Consider the following 15,318-nt stretch of genomic DNA (forward strand, 5'->3'; position numbering starts at 1 on the left):
TATATTTGATCGCTTGGAGAGGACTGAAGAAAAATGTTGATCCCATACAAAGGCGTAATGCCAAAGATTCATGAAGATGTATACATAGCTGAGGGTGCAAAAATAATTGGTGACGTAACGATTGCTGAGAAAAGCACCGTTTGGTTTAATGCAGTACTGCGAGGGGATCTTGCACCTATACAAATTGGTCATAGCTGCAATATTCAAGATGGAGTCGTCGGTCACTTGAATGTGAATCAACCTTTGATTCTAGCTGATGAGGTGTCTATCGGCCATGCCGCTATAATACACGGCTGTACGATAGGCAGAGGCACATTAATTGGAATGGGGGCAATCGTACTTAACGGCGCAGACATTGGTGAATATGCTTTAATAGGAGCCGGTTCGATTGTTACAGAGAACAAAAAAATACCATCCTATACTCTATCTATCGGATCACCCGCCAAAGTCGTAAGAGAGTTAACAGAGGACGATTTACTGCGTATGAAAAAAACGATGGAGAGCTACGTGACAAAGGGAATAGAATATAGGATCTCTTAACGCCGGTTTGGAGGTGTATCCTATGGACAAAATGAAAGTAACGTATGAAGCCATGCTAGGTTTGGCCGCAGAGTTTGTGCTTGACGAAGCGGTATTGAAATTTCAAACCAACCAAATTTATACGGCAATTGACAAAGCATTGGCCGCTGGTGACGAGGATACGTTTTACCGTCTCGCAAAACAGCTAAATGCTTTAAAAAAATAACGCGTATCGTCTTTTTTGTAAAAATGACGATTGAGCGAGGAAGCTTCCCAGTTAAATGCGAACGAATCTGTTCGGTTTTGACACAGGGAGGCTTTTTTCTGTACATTTGGTTTGGCAATGAGCGGAAATGGAGTTAACATAGAAGCAGTGATGTTGATATAGGCTGCAATTATGTTAAGGAGTGAGAATGTAAACGATGAAATTTAGTGAAATAACGAAAGAGCAATGGGATGAATTAAGTCCATATTTGGATACTTGCCTGCTTCCTGTGACTGGAATGCCGAATGCAGCAAAGCCATATGAGGCAACAGAATGGCTTGAGCAGCTTAGGGACATAATGGATTTAATTGAAATCCCTTTTAAAGGGAGGGTGGTCACTTATCCTGCATGGCATTACATATCCGACAGCGAGCGTCTCTCAGAGCATTTGAATGAGTGGTGTGCTGCGGCGAAGCGCGGCGGGTTTCGTTATGTTATTGCAGTAACTGCAAATAATCAATTGATTGCCGAGTGTCCAGAAGTGGATTTATGGTTTGGTCCGAATCTAGATGGTGAGATTCCGCAGCAATCTGATGTTTCTAATGCGATACGGAGTTTATGGAGTGGACAGACTACATGAATTTCATAAAATTGTCGTATAATATAGTTAGATTTCGGGGAAAACAAATGCCAGACAAGGTCAAATGTGACAAAATGATAACAAATTATTGAACGATAATTTGATAAACGTTCAAATATGAAGCCATATTCTTGACGCTCCCAAGCACCTAGGCTATTATAAGTTATGTCCTAGTTCGTCATGTGTTTTTGCCCTGCGGCAAGACGCGAGATATGGTTGGCAAAGGGGGTTAGAACAGAAGATGAGTAACCATGAACAACACGAGACCGCGCATCGACCGGTTCAGCGCAAAGAAATGTCCCGGCGTCAATTTTTGTCATATACGCTTGGTGGCACAACTGCATTTATGATGGGCGGCGCGGTATTACCAATGGTTCGTTTCGCAGTGGATCCACTCCTTAAGAAAAAGGGCGAGGGTACATACGTAAAAGTTGTGGAAGAGAGCAAAATTACGAACGAACCGCAAGAATTTAAATTTAAAATTCATCAGATCGACGGTTGGTACGTAAGTGACCCAGAGCTTGCAGCTTGGATTTCGAAGGATGCAAATGGCAAGATCTTTGCACTTTCACCAGTTTGCAAACACTTAGGTTGTACGATCGGATGGAACACAAAAGGTCAAAATGAATACGATTGTCCTTGTCACGATGCGCGCTACACGAAAGACGGGAAAAACATTACAGTTGCCCCGAACCCATTGGATGAGTACGAAGTGAAGCTTGAAGACGGCTTCGTGTACTTGGGTCCAGTAATGCCGAATACAAGAATGAAATAAGGAGGTCGTATGGCAGATGTTTAAAAGTGTTTACAACTGGATTGACGAGCGTCTTGACATTACGCCTCTGTGGAGAGATGTGGCTGACCATGAAGTGCCTGAGCACGTTAACCCAGCGCATCATTTTTCCGCATTCGTATATTGTTTCGGCGGTCTGACGTTTTTTATCACTGTTATTCAAATTTTGTCCGGTATGTTTTTGACGATGTATTATGTTCCGGATATTATCAACGCATATGCAAGCGTTGATTACCTGCAGCACAAGGTTGCATTCGGACAAATCGTTCGAGGCATGCACCACTTTGGGGCAAGCTTAGTTATTGTTATGATGTTCTTACATACCCTTCGAGTGTTTTTTACCGGTTCTTACAAAGCGCCGAGGGAAATGAACTGGGTTGTCGGAATGCTGATCTTCTTCATCATGTTAGGCCTAGGTTTTACAGGTTACCTGCTTCCTTGGGATAACAAAGCTTACTACGCAACAAAAGTTGGTGTCCAAATTGCTGAATCCGTACCGGTAATCGGACCGTATCTCGCTTCATTCCTTTACGGCGGCGATATCGTAGGCGCACAAACACTAACTCGCTTCTTCGCGATCCATGTATTCTTCTTACCTGGCGCTTTGATTGCAATGTTGGCAGCGCACTTTATCATGATTCGGAAACAAGGTATTTCGGGACCACTTTAAGCGAAGGGAGGCATACTTATGGCGCATGGTCATAATTCGAACGAGAAGGTTGTCTATGTAGGCGACTCGCGTGTTAAGAAAAACAACCATCCGAACATTCCTCCGGACTACACGTCTTTTCCAGGTAAATCGGAAGCGTTTATTCCAAACTTCCTGCTTAAGGAATGGATGGTCGGCTGTGTCGTTTTGGTTGGTTTTCTTGTATGGGTTATTGCTGAGCCAGCACCACTTGGTTATCCAGCAGATCCAACGAATGCGGCATTTATACCGATGCCGGACTGGTACTTTTTGTTCTTGTATCAATTTTTGAAATACCCATATGTTTCGCAAGATTACATCTTGCTCGGAACAGTAGGTATTCCCGGAGTCATGTTTGGCGCATTGTTGCTAGCACCATTCCTCGACACTGGCAAGGAACGCCGCTTCTACCGTCGTCCGATTGCATCTTCATTGATGGGGCTAACACTTGTAGCTTGCGTTTACTTGACAGTTGTTTCTTGGGATCACTACCAGCATCAGCTTGAAATTAACGGACAAGTACCGGAACATATTGAGCGTGAAGAGAAGGCGCGTGAGGCTGCACTAGCAGGCCAAGAGCGTCCGAACTACACGAAACCAGCAGTAGAAGCATCACTTGTTGATGCGAATGATCCAGCAATGAAAATTGCTGAGCAAGCAAAATGTATCAGCTGTCATGCAGCTGACCTAAAAGGCCAAGGATCTGTTCCTAGCTTGGTTGGCGTTGGTGACGTTTTGTCGAAAGAGCAGCTTGTAGAAGTAGTTACGAATGGACGTAACGGCATGCCAGCTTTCGCTGATACTTTATCTGCCGAAGAAATTGATCAGCTGACGACTTGGCTGTCCAAACAAAAAGCGGCAACAGAATAAATCATCGAAAAAAACCTGATCGTATTACACGGTCAGGTTTTTCTTCGAATAAAAGTCCTTTTTAATGATAAAGCGAAGGAGAAGTGATTCATTATGCTCGCTATTTTTTGGAGCCGTGAATTTTTACTAAGCCGACCATTTTTATGGTTGCTTTTTATTGTTAATTTTTTTGGAACGGTTTATGGCTACATCTGGTACGAGTCACAATTAGCAGCAACACTAGAGACCCACCCCGTATGGCAAATTGTTTTTGTACCCGATTCACCTACAGCAAGTTTGTTTTTTACGATTGCTCTGCTATATTTTTTGTTCCCGCCTAAGCGTTCAAACGGCCTTGTTACAATTTTGCGTTACATCATTGAAGGTTTAGCTGTTGTATGCTCAGTCAAATACGGCATGTGGGCTGTATCGATGATTGTAGCGGGAGCATGGCAGGGCTCTGAGCTGAACTGGCAGCATTATATGCTTATGGCTTCACATCTTGGAATGGCGTTTGAGGCATTGCTTTTTTTCAGATTTATGAAAGCAGGTGCTGTCTCGCTTATCGTAGCTACAGGATGGCTTCTTCTAAATGACACAGTAGATTATACATATGGTATATTTCCATACCTTGCCGATCAATTGTACGATGATTTGGATGCGGTTCGTGCATTTACCTATGGTTTGTCTTTCTTTAGTTTAGCAGCTGGATTACTCGTATGGCGTTTTAGAAAGAAGGTATAACGATGGACATCCCTTCATAAGTTGTATTATGGGGGGATGTCCATGAAGATACGTTTTATTATTCCATTCGTCGTATGTATCGTCATGACGATAGGTTATGCTAATTTAGTCTGGGGCAGCGGAGCTAGTCTTCAAGCTTTTGCGTCCCGGCTGACGCCAGATCCAAGTAAACAGGTTCAACGGATGGATAATATTGCAAGCTCATTATATGAAGCGGCTTATACAAATAATCGACAAGCAGCTTATCAATATGTCCAACAGCTTCAGCAATTGGTTGATGGTGAACTTAAATATGCAGCTGGTAATGCCGAAGGGTGGCAAGCTGTTGAACGAGATGTCAATACAATTGAGAAAACGCTCATTAAAGGCTCACTTGGGACAAGCTGGTTTGTAGAGGCAGCCCGAATTAAATTAACTGCTGATGCTCTTGCAAGGCCTAATAACGCCTTGTGGCTGCAATATGAGAAAATCATGCTGGATGATATTTCACGTGTGGAAAAAGCTTGGAAGCGCCAAACTGATGATGGTGCTATAGCAGCACGAGCTGTAATGATAAGCTTGGAAAAACATGCAGATCGTATTAAACCTGCTGTCAGTATGATGTACGGGAGCAAGCATGAAACAGAGTTGATGGAGCGAATTCAGTATACGAATCGACTGCTGGAAGCATCTCGCAAAGATAAAAATAATGTCGCCAGCATTAATCGATCAGTGCAGGAACTAAAGGATACACTCACTCGAATGTTTAATCAGAATCAATTAGAAGCGGATGTTCCCGTTGTCGCAGCAGTGCCTATTTCGAATCCTTTGCGCTGGACACTTTTATTAGGCGCATTTATTTCAGCCATTCTTACATACACAGGCTGGAGAAAATATAAAGAAAATCCTTTTGGAGTCAAGCCTATTTCCTAATGGGTAGATGATATATCCTAAATGATATGTAAATGCATTGTTTTTTTGAAGCAATGATTAGAATAAAGACATGAAAGTCGATATTGCTCACATTCATTTTTAGCAGCCAAATTAGTTGCTGCAGAATGATGCAATAGACGACTTTTTTGCTATCTAAAGAAAGCAATTTAAAAACATTGATTTTATTTGCGTCTTTAAGTTAACATATGAATGTATAGCTATCGACAGAAAGGAAATGTACAGATGTCGGAAAAAACGTTATCAGATATTCAGCGAGAAGTTGATGATTATATTTCTCAATTTAAAGAAGGTTATTTCAGTCCTCTTGCTTTGATGGCTAGAATGTCCGAAGAAGTGGGCGAGCTTGCTCGTGAAGTAAACCATTTCTACGGCGAAAAACCTAAAAAAGCCGATGAAGCGGATAATTCCGTTGAAATGGAGCTTGGTGATATTTTATTTATTCTTTCTTGCTTCGCGAATTCCCTCAATATAGATTTAACCGAAGCGCATAATAAGGTTATGCATAAATTCACTACTCGCGATGCGAATCGGTGGACGAAGAAAATAACCGAACAGTAAACAAGCTCCATACATATGCTGTACCATCAACCTGTGTACAAGGAGGATGGGCGGATGGATGGAGAGAGCTGCATGAAAAAGGCTTATGAATTCATCTTTAATAGTGATTTCGAGCAAGCGATATATTGGTTTGAGAAAGCCATTGAGGTTGAACCGGAAAATGCATTCTATTATCATACATGCGCCGTATCTTGCGCACGAAGCGGTAAATGGACAAAAGCGAAGCAGCATGCAGAATCAGCCGTTAGGCTTGCGCCCGAGCTTGCGGAATATAGATATCATCTTCAAACCGTAGAAGCCGGAATTTTGCAAGCGGAGGCTAATTTTTTGCTGGCCAAAGTACCGCCTGAGCTCCATGAGGCAGCACCGTTACTTGAGAGAGCAGCACTGCTTGACCCATTAAGCTTCGATGCATTTTATACGCTTGGCGTTTTGTATGCATCGCTTAGCCAATACGATAAAGCGGTTATTAATGCGAGGGAAGCAATGAGGCTCGATCCCAGCCATTCGGCAGCGAGAAGGCTCTTTGCTGACGTTAATCGTAAGAGGCGAATGCTGCGATTTCAATTGGATGCAAAAAGAAAAAGGAACAGGTGATAAAGTTGACGACACAAAAAATACGCGTGGCAGTAGCTGGTGCAAGTGGAAGAATGGGACGCGAAGTTGTAAAAATGGTGCTGGAGGACGAGTCGCTTCAATTGGTGGCGGCCGTCGCTCCATCTGCTGGTCCTGTAGATGCGGGTATATTTGCAGGGAAAGCTAATACTGGAGTTATAGTTAGTGCAACACTTGAGGAAGCACTTCAAGGTGCTCAAGCCGATGTACTCGTTGATTTCACCATTCCTCAGATGGCATATGGCCATACGAAGACGGCAATTGATTTAGGAGTACGTCCTATTATGGGGACAACGGGTTTTACGCCTGAACAGATCGTGGAGCTGGACGAGCTTTGCCTCGAAAAAGGAATCGGCGGTTTAATCGCCCCTAACTTCTCCATCGGAGCGATTCTGATGATGAAGTTCGCTGCAGAAGCATCAAAATATTTGCCTCATGTTGAAATTATAGAATATCATGGAGATCAAAAGCTGGATGCACCTTCGGGCACTTCCATAAAAACAGCGGAGTTGATCTCACAAGTGCGTAAAGAGTTCCGTCAGGGCAACCCGAATGAGGAAGAAGTCATTGAAGGTGCGCGCGGCGGCTATTACAACGGATTCCGTATACATAGCGTTAGGCTTCCTGGTGTATTTGCTCAACAAGAGGTTGTGTTTGGCGGCCATGGACAAACGCTCAAAATTCGTCATGATTCCTATGATCGCGCAGGCTATATGCCTGGTGTAAACGTGGCTGTGAAGAAGGTAATGACATACAGCGGTTTAATTTACGGATTTGAACATATTATGGATTAGATTATTAGGCAGCAGGAGAGGGGAACCGCATGTTGAATATTGCATTTATTGCGCATGATCGGAAGAAGGAAGAAATCGTTAATTTCGTAATCGCTTATGAGAAAGTATTTGTACCGCATAAGCTATACTCTACTGGCACGACGGGAACACGGATAATGGAACAAACGAACTTGTCCATTCATCGGTTCATGTCAGGCCCGCTCGGCGGCGATCAACAAATCGGTGCGATGGTTGCCCAAAATGAAATGGATTTAATTATCTTCTTACGCGACCCATTAATGGCACAACCTCATGAGCCGGATATTATTGCTTTGCTGCGTTTATGCGATGTACAAGGCATACCGGTTGCTACTAACGTAGCGTCTGCTGAACTGCTGGTTAAAGCACTTGAACGCGGTGATTTTGCTTGGCGAGAGCTTGTCCATAAATATAAACCAGGTATTGAATAATGACGACAGAACTCGATATTCTCGTTTTTGGCGCTCATGCGGATGATGCTGAAATTGGAATGGGCGGTACCATCGCCAAACATATACAAGCTGGCTATAAGGTCGGCATATGTGATTTAACGATGGCAGAGATGTCTTCAAACGGAACGGTTGAGCTGAGGAAACAAGAAGCGGATCAAGCATCCAAAGTGCTTGGACTGCATGCTCGTACTAATTTGGGTTTGCCTGATCGGGGTTTGGAGCCTTCACGCGATCAAATCGAACGTATTGTAGCAGAAATTCGTTATTTTAAGCCGCGGGTTGTATTTGCCCCTTACTGGGTAGATCGTCATCCCGATCATGTGGCTTGCAGTAGATTAATTGAAGAAGCTGTGTTTAACGCCAAGCTGCGCCGCTATATGCCGGAGCTGCCTGCCGTACAGGTATCACAGCTTATTTATTACTATATAAATGATGTGGATCAAGTATCGTTAACCGTTGATATTAGTGATTTTCAAGCAACCAAAAGAAACGCGCTGCTTGCTTACCGTTCACAATTCGATGCGGCAGCAGGCTCCGACCGAGTGGCTACGCCATTAACGAATCATTACATAGAACGAGTAGAAGCACGTGATTCATTGCTTGGACAAGCAAGAGGCTGGGCATATGCAGAGGGTTTCGCAATTAAGCGTCCTCACGCCATACAATATTTTTGACAATTCGTACAGCTCTTGTGTAATACAATAGTTATACGTAACGAACACAGGAGGTGCGACAACAGTGGCGAGAAAATTAAAGATTGGTATTACCTGTTATCCTACCTTGGGCGGATCGGGCGTAGTTGCAACCGAATTAGGTAAATTACTGGCAGAACGTGGTCATGAAATTCATTTTATTACACACAGTATTCCTTTTCGATTAGGACACTTTAATAAAAATATTTTTTATCATGAGGTAGAAGTTAATGATTATTATGTGTTTCGTTACCCCCCTTATGATCTAGCTTTAGCAAGCAAGATGGCACAGGTAGCAAAAATGCAGCAGCTTGACTTGCTTCATGTCCATTATGCGGTGCCTCATGCGGTTTGCGCCTATTTGGCGAAGCAGATGAATGGCGATGGCTTAAAAACGGTCACAACGCTGCATGGCACGGACATAACGGTGCTGGCTCAGGATGAATCGTTAAAAGCTTTAATTCGTCTTGCGATCCATCAAAGCGACGCTGTAACTGCCGTTTCAAGGGATCTGATTCAAGAGACTAGACAACTGCTTGATATTACGACACCAATTGATTTAACCTATAATTTTGTTGATAAACGTGTTTATTATCCACGCGATGCCGTTTCCTTGCGAGCTGATTATGCGGCTCCTAATGAGAAAATTTTGATGCATATTTCTAATTTCCGTCCGGTTAAACGAGTTGGGGATGTAGTTGAAATATTTGCTCGCGTTTCCGAAAAGGTTCCTTCGAAACTTCTCTTAGTTGGTGAAGGACCTGAGCTCTCAAAAATTCAATGCCGCATTCGCCAGCTTGGCCTTGAAGACCGTGTCCATTTTCTGGGCAAGCAAGAGGATGTTGCACAAGTCATTTCAATGGCAGATGTGCTGTTGCTTCCATCAGAGAAAGAAAGCTTCGGGCTTGTTGCGCTTGAGGCAATGGCTTGCGGCGTTCCAACTATTGGTTCTAACGCTGGTGGTATTCCGGAGCTTGTTACCCATGGAGAAACTGGATTTTTGTCAGAGATCGGCGATGTCGAAGATATGGCTAAAAATACGGAGAGGCTGCTTACGAATGAGAAGCTGCATGAGCAGTTTAAGCAGGCTTGTATGTTTAGAGCAAGAAACGAGTTTTGTAATGACGTAATTACAACACAATATGAGCAGATCTATTATCGGGTACTCGGCATAGAGGCAGATTTGCCAATCGCTGTTTGCAGCGATAGCTAATCATTTCCCCTGCAAGAAGAGGTGTATGACATGCAGCTTTCATTATCAACACCGATCATAGCTGCATTGCCTATCATTGAGCGGCTTCGAGAGCATCATTTCGAAGCCGTTTTTGTGGGAGGCGCAGTTCGTGATACGTATTTAGATATACCAATCAAAGACGTTGATATCGCTACATCTGCTCGTCCAGAGCAGGTGCTTGAGCTGTTTGAGCGATGCATACCAACGGGCTTGCAGCATGGCACGATAACGGTTATACAAGACAACATCACATATGAAGTGACGACGTTTAGGCAAGAATCTGCATATGAGGATCATCGCAAGCCAGAAAGTGTCCTTTATATTACCGAACTTGACGGTGATTTGCTGCGCCGTGATTTTACGATGAACGCGATGGCGCTTTATAGCGATGGTACGCTTTATGATCCATATGGCGGAATTTATGATTTGCAATCCAAGAGGCTTCGCTCAGTCGGCGATCCGAACGCACGTTTTCAAGAGGATGCGCTTCGTATGTTAAGAGCGGTCAGATTTATTGGCGTCTACAGGCTCACTCCTTCGCTCCGAACATGGAAAGCAGTCATTCGTTATCGCGAGCTGTTAAATTATATTGCGATGGAGCGTGTGCAAGTCGAGCTAGATAAAATGGTAGCTGGAACTGCTCCGCAAAGAGCGCTGCATTTTGTTGCCGCAAGCGGACTTTTGTTTCATTTGAAGGAGTCCTTCCATGAAGAAACATTGTTATCGCTGAAAGAGATGGGACACGGAGACCAAGCACAAACGATTTATTCTCGCTTGCATGAGCTGACAGCTGTTGATTCTCGCTGGGCGGCACTGGCAATAGGGTTGCATTTATCTGTTGAGGCAGCGCAGCAGGCGCTGCAAGTGTTGAAATTTTCAAATACGCGCAGTAAGACCATAAGTACAATTGTAGCGATACATAAAGAAATGCTAGTTGTCTCGACGCAAACTAATGAGCGTGAGCTTCACTCGAGCTGGTTAAGCCTTGTCATTCGTTATGGAAAAGGGATTTGCGGCGAATGGATTCATGTTATGCGAACGCTAGAGAAGCAAGAGCTAGCCTTCACTGCTGCGTTTCTAAGACGTTTGGAGAACTGGAGTGATTTATTGACCGTTTCATCACTTAAGCAGCTTAAAGTGACCGGCAAGGATCTAACAAATCATTTGCAACGAGATGCTGGTCCATGGGTTAGTGAAACATTAAGCAAATTACTATTGCTAACAGCACTCGGTGAGATTGAGAATGAACGAAATGTTTTGCTTGAGCAAGCGTCGCTCGAGCGATGAACAATAACATTCACAGCAGATTGTTTTGCATTATTTTAGGAGGCACGCGCAGATGAATCAGGAGCTCTTGCTTCAATTGTTTATAGACAAACCAGGTGAATATGTGTCGGGAGAAAACATTAGCCAAGAGCTCGGCGTCAGCAGAACGGCGATATGGAAGCATATTCGCAAGCTTGAAGCGGCTGGTTATCAATTTGAAGCTTCAAGACGTCTTGGTTATCGACTTCTAAGCATACCGGACATGCTGTCTGTAGTGAAACTTGAAAATCAGCTGCAGGGCAACATATTTGGACAGCATATTCATTATTTTGAAACGGTGGAATCCACTCAAAATCTTGCTCGTGCTGCAGCAGAAGAAGGCGCCTTGGAGGGTACCTTATTTGTTGCTGAGCAGCAGGTTAAAGGGCGCGGCCGTATGGGACGAGGATGGATCTCGCCGCGCGGCAAAGGCATTTGGATGAGCATGGTGCTGCGTCCTTCCGTACCGATTCATTTTGCACCGCAGCTTACCTTATTGACAGCGGTAGCGTTATGCCGCAGCCTGAAGCGTTTAACTGGGCTGCCAATTGGAATTAAATGGCCAAATGATTTGCTAATTGAAGGTAAAAAAATTAGCGGTATTTTGCTTGAATCAGCAGCAGAAGACGAAAGACTTCGATATGTTATTGCAGGGATAGGCATTAGCGTAAATCTAGAAGAAGCTGATTACCCAGTGGAATTGCTGGAGAAAGCAACATCACTTCGCATCAGCGGTCAGCAAAAATGGTCAAGAGAAGAAGTTATTGCTGATTTTCTGAAGGAATGGGAGCAGTTGTATTTCCTCTATCAGGAGCAAGGCTTTAGCCCGATTGTAACGTTATGGGAAGCTTTGTCCGTATCTTTGGGCAAAACGGTGCGCCTTACAACCCCACAAGGCGAATTGGTTGGAATTCCGATTGGACTAGAAGAGAGCGGCGCTATTCGCATTCAAATGGAGGACGGCTCCATTAAGCCTGTTTTCTCTGCAGAGATGGGCGAACCTCTATAACGCATTACAAGTCGTTTACGTAATGAAGAAAGTTTGGTAAACTAAAGTCATCAGGCGGTATTCTAAGGAAGCTGCACTGATGATAAAAATACGATGTAAATGGTTGGGAATGCACACTCTGCTCTGAGCCGTAGGGACCGAGACAGAAGGAAGCACAACAAGCAAACGTTTCCTTTTCAGTTTGGGGACCTTTTTGGCAGCGGCTAAAAGGTTTTTTTGTGTTTATCCTATCATTGAACGGGAGGATGAAAGCTGATGAGGAAACGACTGACGATTACAAAAATGAAGAAGATGAAGCAGGACCGCAATGCGATTTCCGTTTTGACAGCTTACGATTATCCTTCAGCCAAGCTTGCTGAAGAAGCTGGAATTGATGTCATTTTGGTTGGAGATTCACTCGGGAACGTTGTACTTGGATATGAGACTACCATCCCGGTAACCATTGATGACATTGTTTATCATACAAGAGCAGTTGCTAGGGGTGCGCAGCAAACGTTTATCGTTGCTGATATGCCCTTTATGACTTATGGCATTGGACGTGAAGCAACACTGCGCAATGCTGCGAAAATTATGCAAGAAGGCGGTGCTCAGGCTGTAAAGCTGGAGGGTGGCGTTGAAATTGCAGCTGATGTATCCGCGCTTGTCAAAGCAGGCATCCCTGTTATGGGGCATATCGGCCTGACGCCACAATCGGTTCATCAGCTTGGCGGGTACAAAGTTCAAGGTAAATTAGATGCCGAAGTGGAGCAGCTAGTCAAAGATGCGAAGGCGCTGGAAGAAGCAGGTGCTTTCAGTATCGTTCTTGAACTAGTAACTGAACCAATCGCTACGTTGATCAGCGAAATGCTTTCCATTCCGATTATCGGAATTGGTGCAGGACGCGGCTGCGATGGCCAAGTGCTTGTATATCATGATATTTTGCAATATTCATCTCCTTATTTTGAGAAAAAATTCGTAAAAACCTATGCAGATATTGGAACAACCATTAGAAATGCGATTCAATCTTATGTAGACGATGTGAAAACAGGCCAGTTTCCTGAAGAAGAGCATGTGTTTAATGCACAACCAGCCCATATTCCTTCTTTGTATGGCGGCTCCTCTGAGAGCAGCAATCTTAACATAACTGAAAATAAGGACCTCGCGAATAAGGAGGTCAAATTGAAATGATCATTTGCCGCACGAAAGCTGAGCTAAAGCAGCAGTTAACTGCTGTACGCAAGGAAAATAAAAGCATTGGTTTTGTGCCAACTATGGGTTATTTGCATGAAGGTCACGCTTCCTTAATGCGCCAAGCACATGCCGAAAATGATACCGCTGTGCTTAGCATATTTGTTAATCCACTGCAATTTGGACCTAATGAAGATTTGGATCGGTATCCACGAGATGAGAAGCGTGATTTTGCGCTTGCAGAAGAATGCGGGATCGACATCGTGTTTATTCCTTCCGTTCAAGAAATGTATCCGAATAAGCCGCTGACAATGGTCATTGTCAATCAGGTAACGGATCGTTTATGCGGCGCTTCCAGACCTGGACATTTTGACGGAGTGGGAACGGTAGTTAGCAAGCTGTTTCATTTGGTTGCTCCTGATCGTGCTTATTTTGGCATGAAGGATGCTCAGCAGGTTGCTGTCATTCAGCAAATGGTTGGAGATCTTAATTTTCCAGTGGAAATAGTGCCAAGTCCAATAGTTCGAGAACCGGATGGTCTTGCTTTAAGCTCAAGAAACGTATTTCTTAATGCGGAGCAGCGTGAGCAGGCAGTCGTATTGTCCAAAACGCTGCAGCAGGCTTCTGAATGGATGAATGAGCCTGATATGACCGCTGAACGGCTGGAGGCTAAAGTTAAGCTGCAATTGGTGAAAGCGAGTGAAGCTGTAATTGATTATGTGGAGCTGCTTCACTATCCATCCCTGCAGGTGCTGGATGCAAAAGTTTTATTAAATACGATTCAGCAACCGTTAATTTTGGCATTAGCTGTAAAGTTTGGCGCAACAAGGCTTATAGATAATCGGATATTACAGATAGCGGAGGTGAACCAGCATGTTCAGAACGATGATGAAATCCAAGTTGCACCGGGCAACAGTAACGGAAGCGAACCTGAATTATGTCGGTAGCATTACAATAGATGAAGATTTGATGGATGCAGCTAACATATGGGAAAATGAAAAGGTTCAAATCGTTAACAATAATAATGGTGCTCGCTTTGAGACTTATGTCATAACAGGTGAACGCGGATCTGGCGTAATTTGCTTGAATGGCGCAGCCGCTAGACAAGTTCAGCCAGGCGACCAAGTGATTATCATTTCTTATGCGATGATGACTGATGCTGATGCTAAAGCACACAAACCGATTGTAACGATTTTGGATGCGAACAATCGTCCCTTGACCATTTTAAACGAAGAGCTGCACGCGACAATCCTGTAATTTGATCTTTCACTACGTTAATCCCTGTATTATGTAACGAATGGGATGCTGTATGAAAAGCGGCGTTGAAACAAAAAATGAACATAACACTCCTTAATTCTTTGGCGAAGGCGGGATGCGGTATGTTCCAGCATATGTTTTCATCCATGAACGAAATGCTTGATCAAATTATTGAACAGTACGATGGTGCAGGTGCAAGTGAAAAGCAGCAGTTCGAACAGCAAATGCTTGAGCTCAAAAAAGTAAGTGACACATTTATTGAACAATGGCTTGAATTTGAAGAGAAGTTTTCTGAGTTCAAGGAGCAGCAAGGCGATCAAGCAGCAGTATCGCAAGTTCAGGAACAATCCCCAGAAGGGGCGGTTCAATCAAGTGTACCTGTAAGTATCCCAGTCAGCAGTCCAGCTTCAGATTTTGAAATCTCGGACGAGCTTGCTGCGGTCATCTCCAAAGGACAGGGCTACTACAAGCTATTTATGTTTTCGCAAGCAGCAGTGCAATTTCAAGCGGCTATTTTACAATCGCCGGAATGTAATTTGGCTAGACTGTTTTTGGGCATGACTCAGATGCACCTCCAAAACTGGAGTGAAGCTCAGCGGCATTTTCAATTGCTGATTGTATTGACGGACTTCCCCAAATGGCTTGCAATGGGCTATAATGCGCTAGGATGCATTCAAGCGGTGCAAATGAATTTGGCACAAGCAGAGCAATTATTTATGAAAGCTTATGAGGTCTGTCCCAGCTTCAAGGATCCGTTAAACAATTTGAAATCATGTCAAGAAACACCCAAGCACTTATCGTTATATTTCGGAAGCACGGAGCTGTGCTGTTTGTGAGAGGATCGGG

Annotated in this window: 20 protein-coding genes; all 20 read left to right on the forward strand. The window is 43.9% G+C overall.

Annotated features, from left to right (window positions below; genetic code table 11):
• Positions 1-33: 33 nt before the first annotated feature.
• The 20 genes from ACIFSR_RS17120 (at position 34) to ACIFSR_RS17215 (ending at position 15,308) form a co-directional block, all read left to right on the forward strand.
• A complete protein-coding gene (locus ACIFSR_RS17120; protein WP_339202874.1) occupies positions 34-540 on the forward strand; it encodes a gamma carbonic anhydrase family protein in 507 nt (168 codons plus the stop codon).
• Positions 541-562: 22 nt separating this feature from the next.
• Entirely contained in the window at positions 563-745 is a 183-nt protein-coding gene (locus tag ACIFSR_RS17125) for an IDEAL domain-containing protein (protein ID WP_076265688.1), read from the forward strand.
• A gap of 196 nt (positions 746-941) precedes the next feature.
• On the forward strand, positions 942-1,364 hold the full coding sequence (locus ACIFSR_RS17130) for a DUF2487 family protein (RefSeq protein ID WP_430058656.1): 423 nt from the start codon (positions 942-944) through the stop codon (positions 1,362-1,364).
• Positions 1,365-1,605: 241 nt separating this feature from the next.
• Positions 1,606-2,139, forward strand: coding sequence for a ubiquinol-cytochrome c reductase iron-sulfur subunit (locus ACIFSR_RS17135; protein ID WP_339202870.1), 534 nt, complete (start codon positions 1,606-1,608; stop codon positions 2,137-2,139).
• Positions 2,140-2,155: 16 nt separating this feature from the next.
• Complete coding sequence (gene qcrB, locus ACIFSR_RS17140; protein ID WP_053376377.1) at positions 2,156-2,827, forward strand: menaquinol-cytochrome c reductase cytochrome b subunit; 672 nt, start codon at positions 2,156-2,158, stop codon at positions 2,825-2,827.
• An 18-nt stretch (positions 2,828-2,845) separates the two neighbouring features.
• On the forward strand, positions 2,846-3,715 hold the full coding sequence (locus ACIFSR_RS17145; protein ID WP_076265692.1) for a menaquinol-cytochrome c reductase cytochrome b/c subunit: 870 nt from the start codon (positions 2,846-2,848) through the stop codon (positions 3,713-3,715).
• A 90-nt stretch (positions 3,716-3,805) separates the two neighbouring features.
• On the forward strand, positions 3,806-4,438 hold the full coding sequence (locus ACIFSR_RS17150; RefSeq protein ID WP_430059326.1) for a DUF1405 domain-containing protein: 633 nt from the start codon (positions 3,806-3,808) through the stop codon (positions 4,436-4,438).
• A gap of 42 nt (positions 4,439-4,480) precedes the next feature.
• Positions 4,481-5,350 carry a sporulation protein YpjB gene (locus ACIFSR_RS17155; protein ID WP_339202869.1) on the forward strand — a complete coding sequence of 290 codons (870 nt, stop codon included), beginning with the start codon at positions 4,481-4,483 and terminating at the stop codon, positions 5,348-5,350.
• Between the two features lie 243 nt (positions 5,351-5,593).
• Positions 5,594-5,929, forward strand: coding sequence for a nucleotide pyrophosphohydrolase (locus ACIFSR_RS17160; RefSeq protein WP_076265695.1), 336 nt, complete (start codon positions 5,594-5,596; stop codon positions 5,927-5,929).
• Between the two features lie 54 nt (positions 5,930-5,983).
• Positions 5,984-6,526: a tetratricopeptide repeat protein gene (locus tag ACIFSR_RS17165; protein ID WP_076265696.1), complete on the forward strand. Its 543-nt coding sequence runs from the start codon at positions 5,984-5,986 to the stop codon at positions 6,524-6,526.
• Positions 6,527-6,531: 5 nt separating this feature from the next.
• Positions 6,532-7,338, forward strand: coding sequence for a 4-hydroxy-tetrahydrodipicolinate reductase (gene dapB / locus ACIFSR_RS17170; protein WP_339202867.1), 807 nt, complete (start codon positions 6,532-6,534; stop codon positions 7,336-7,338).
• Between the two features lie 29 nt (positions 7,339-7,367).
• On the forward strand, positions 7,368-7,787 hold the full coding sequence (locus tag ACIFSR_RS17175; protein WP_339202866.1) for a methylglyoxal synthase: 420 nt from the start codon (positions 7,368-7,370) through the stop codon (positions 7,785-7,787).
• Positions 7,787-8,482, forward strand: coding sequence for a bacillithiol biosynthesis deacetylase BshB1 (gene bshB1 / locus ACIFSR_RS17180; protein WP_339202864.1), 696 nt, complete (start codon positions 7,787-7,789; stop codon positions 8,480-8,482). Before ACIFSR_RS17175 ends, bshB1 begins: the two co-directional genes overlap by 1 nt.
• A gap of 64 nt (positions 8,483-8,546) precedes the next feature.
• A complete protein-coding gene (gene bshA, locus ACIFSR_RS17185) occupies positions 8,547-9,713 on the forward strand; it encodes an N-acetyl-alpha-D-glucosaminyl L-malate synthase BshA (RefSeq protein WP_339202863.1) in 1,167 nt (388 codons plus the stop codon).
• A gap of 30 nt (positions 9,714-9,743) precedes the next feature.
• Complete coding sequence (locus ACIFSR_RS17190) at positions 9,744-11,021, forward strand: CCA tRNA nucleotidyltransferase (protein ID WP_339202862.1); 1,278 nt, start codon at positions 9,744-9,746, stop codon at positions 11,019-11,021.
• A 52-nt stretch (positions 11,022-11,073) separates the two neighbouring features.
• A complete protein-coding gene (locus ACIFSR_RS17195) occupies positions 11,074-12,048 on the forward strand; it encodes a biotin--[acetyl-CoA-carboxylase] ligase (protein WP_430058664.1) in 975 nt (324 codons plus the stop codon).
• Between the two features lie 255 nt (positions 12,049-12,303).
• Complete coding sequence (gene panB, locus ACIFSR_RS17200; protein WP_430058667.1) at positions 12,304-13,215, forward strand: 3-methyl-2-oxobutanoate hydroxymethyltransferase; 912 nt, start codon at positions 12,304-12,306, stop codon at positions 13,213-13,215.
• Positions 13,212-14,162, forward strand: coding sequence for a pantoate--beta-alanine ligase (panC, locus tag ACIFSR_RS17205; protein WP_430058669.1), 951 nt, complete (start codon positions 13,212-13,214; stop codon positions 14,160-14,162). Before panB ends, panC begins: the two co-directional genes overlap by 4 nt.
• Entirely contained in the window at positions 14,089-14,472 is a 384-nt protein-coding gene (gene panD / locus ACIFSR_RS17210; protein WP_076265703.1) for an aspartate 1-decarboxylase, read from the forward strand. Before panC ends, panD begins: the two co-directional genes overlap by 74 nt.
• A gap of 122 nt (positions 14,473-14,594) precedes the next feature.
• A complete protein-coding gene (locus ACIFSR_RS17215) occupies positions 14,595-15,308 on the forward strand; it encodes a hypothetical protein (protein ID WP_430058672.1) in 714 nt (237 codons plus the stop codon).
• Positions 15,309-15,318 lie beyond the last annotated feature (10 nt).

Source organism: Paenibacillus sp. NRS-1760 (assembly GCF_050467785.1).
In the GTDB taxonomy this organism is placed as follows: domain Bacteria; phylum Bacillota; class Bacilli; order Paenibacillales; family Paenibacillaceae; genus Pristimantibacillus.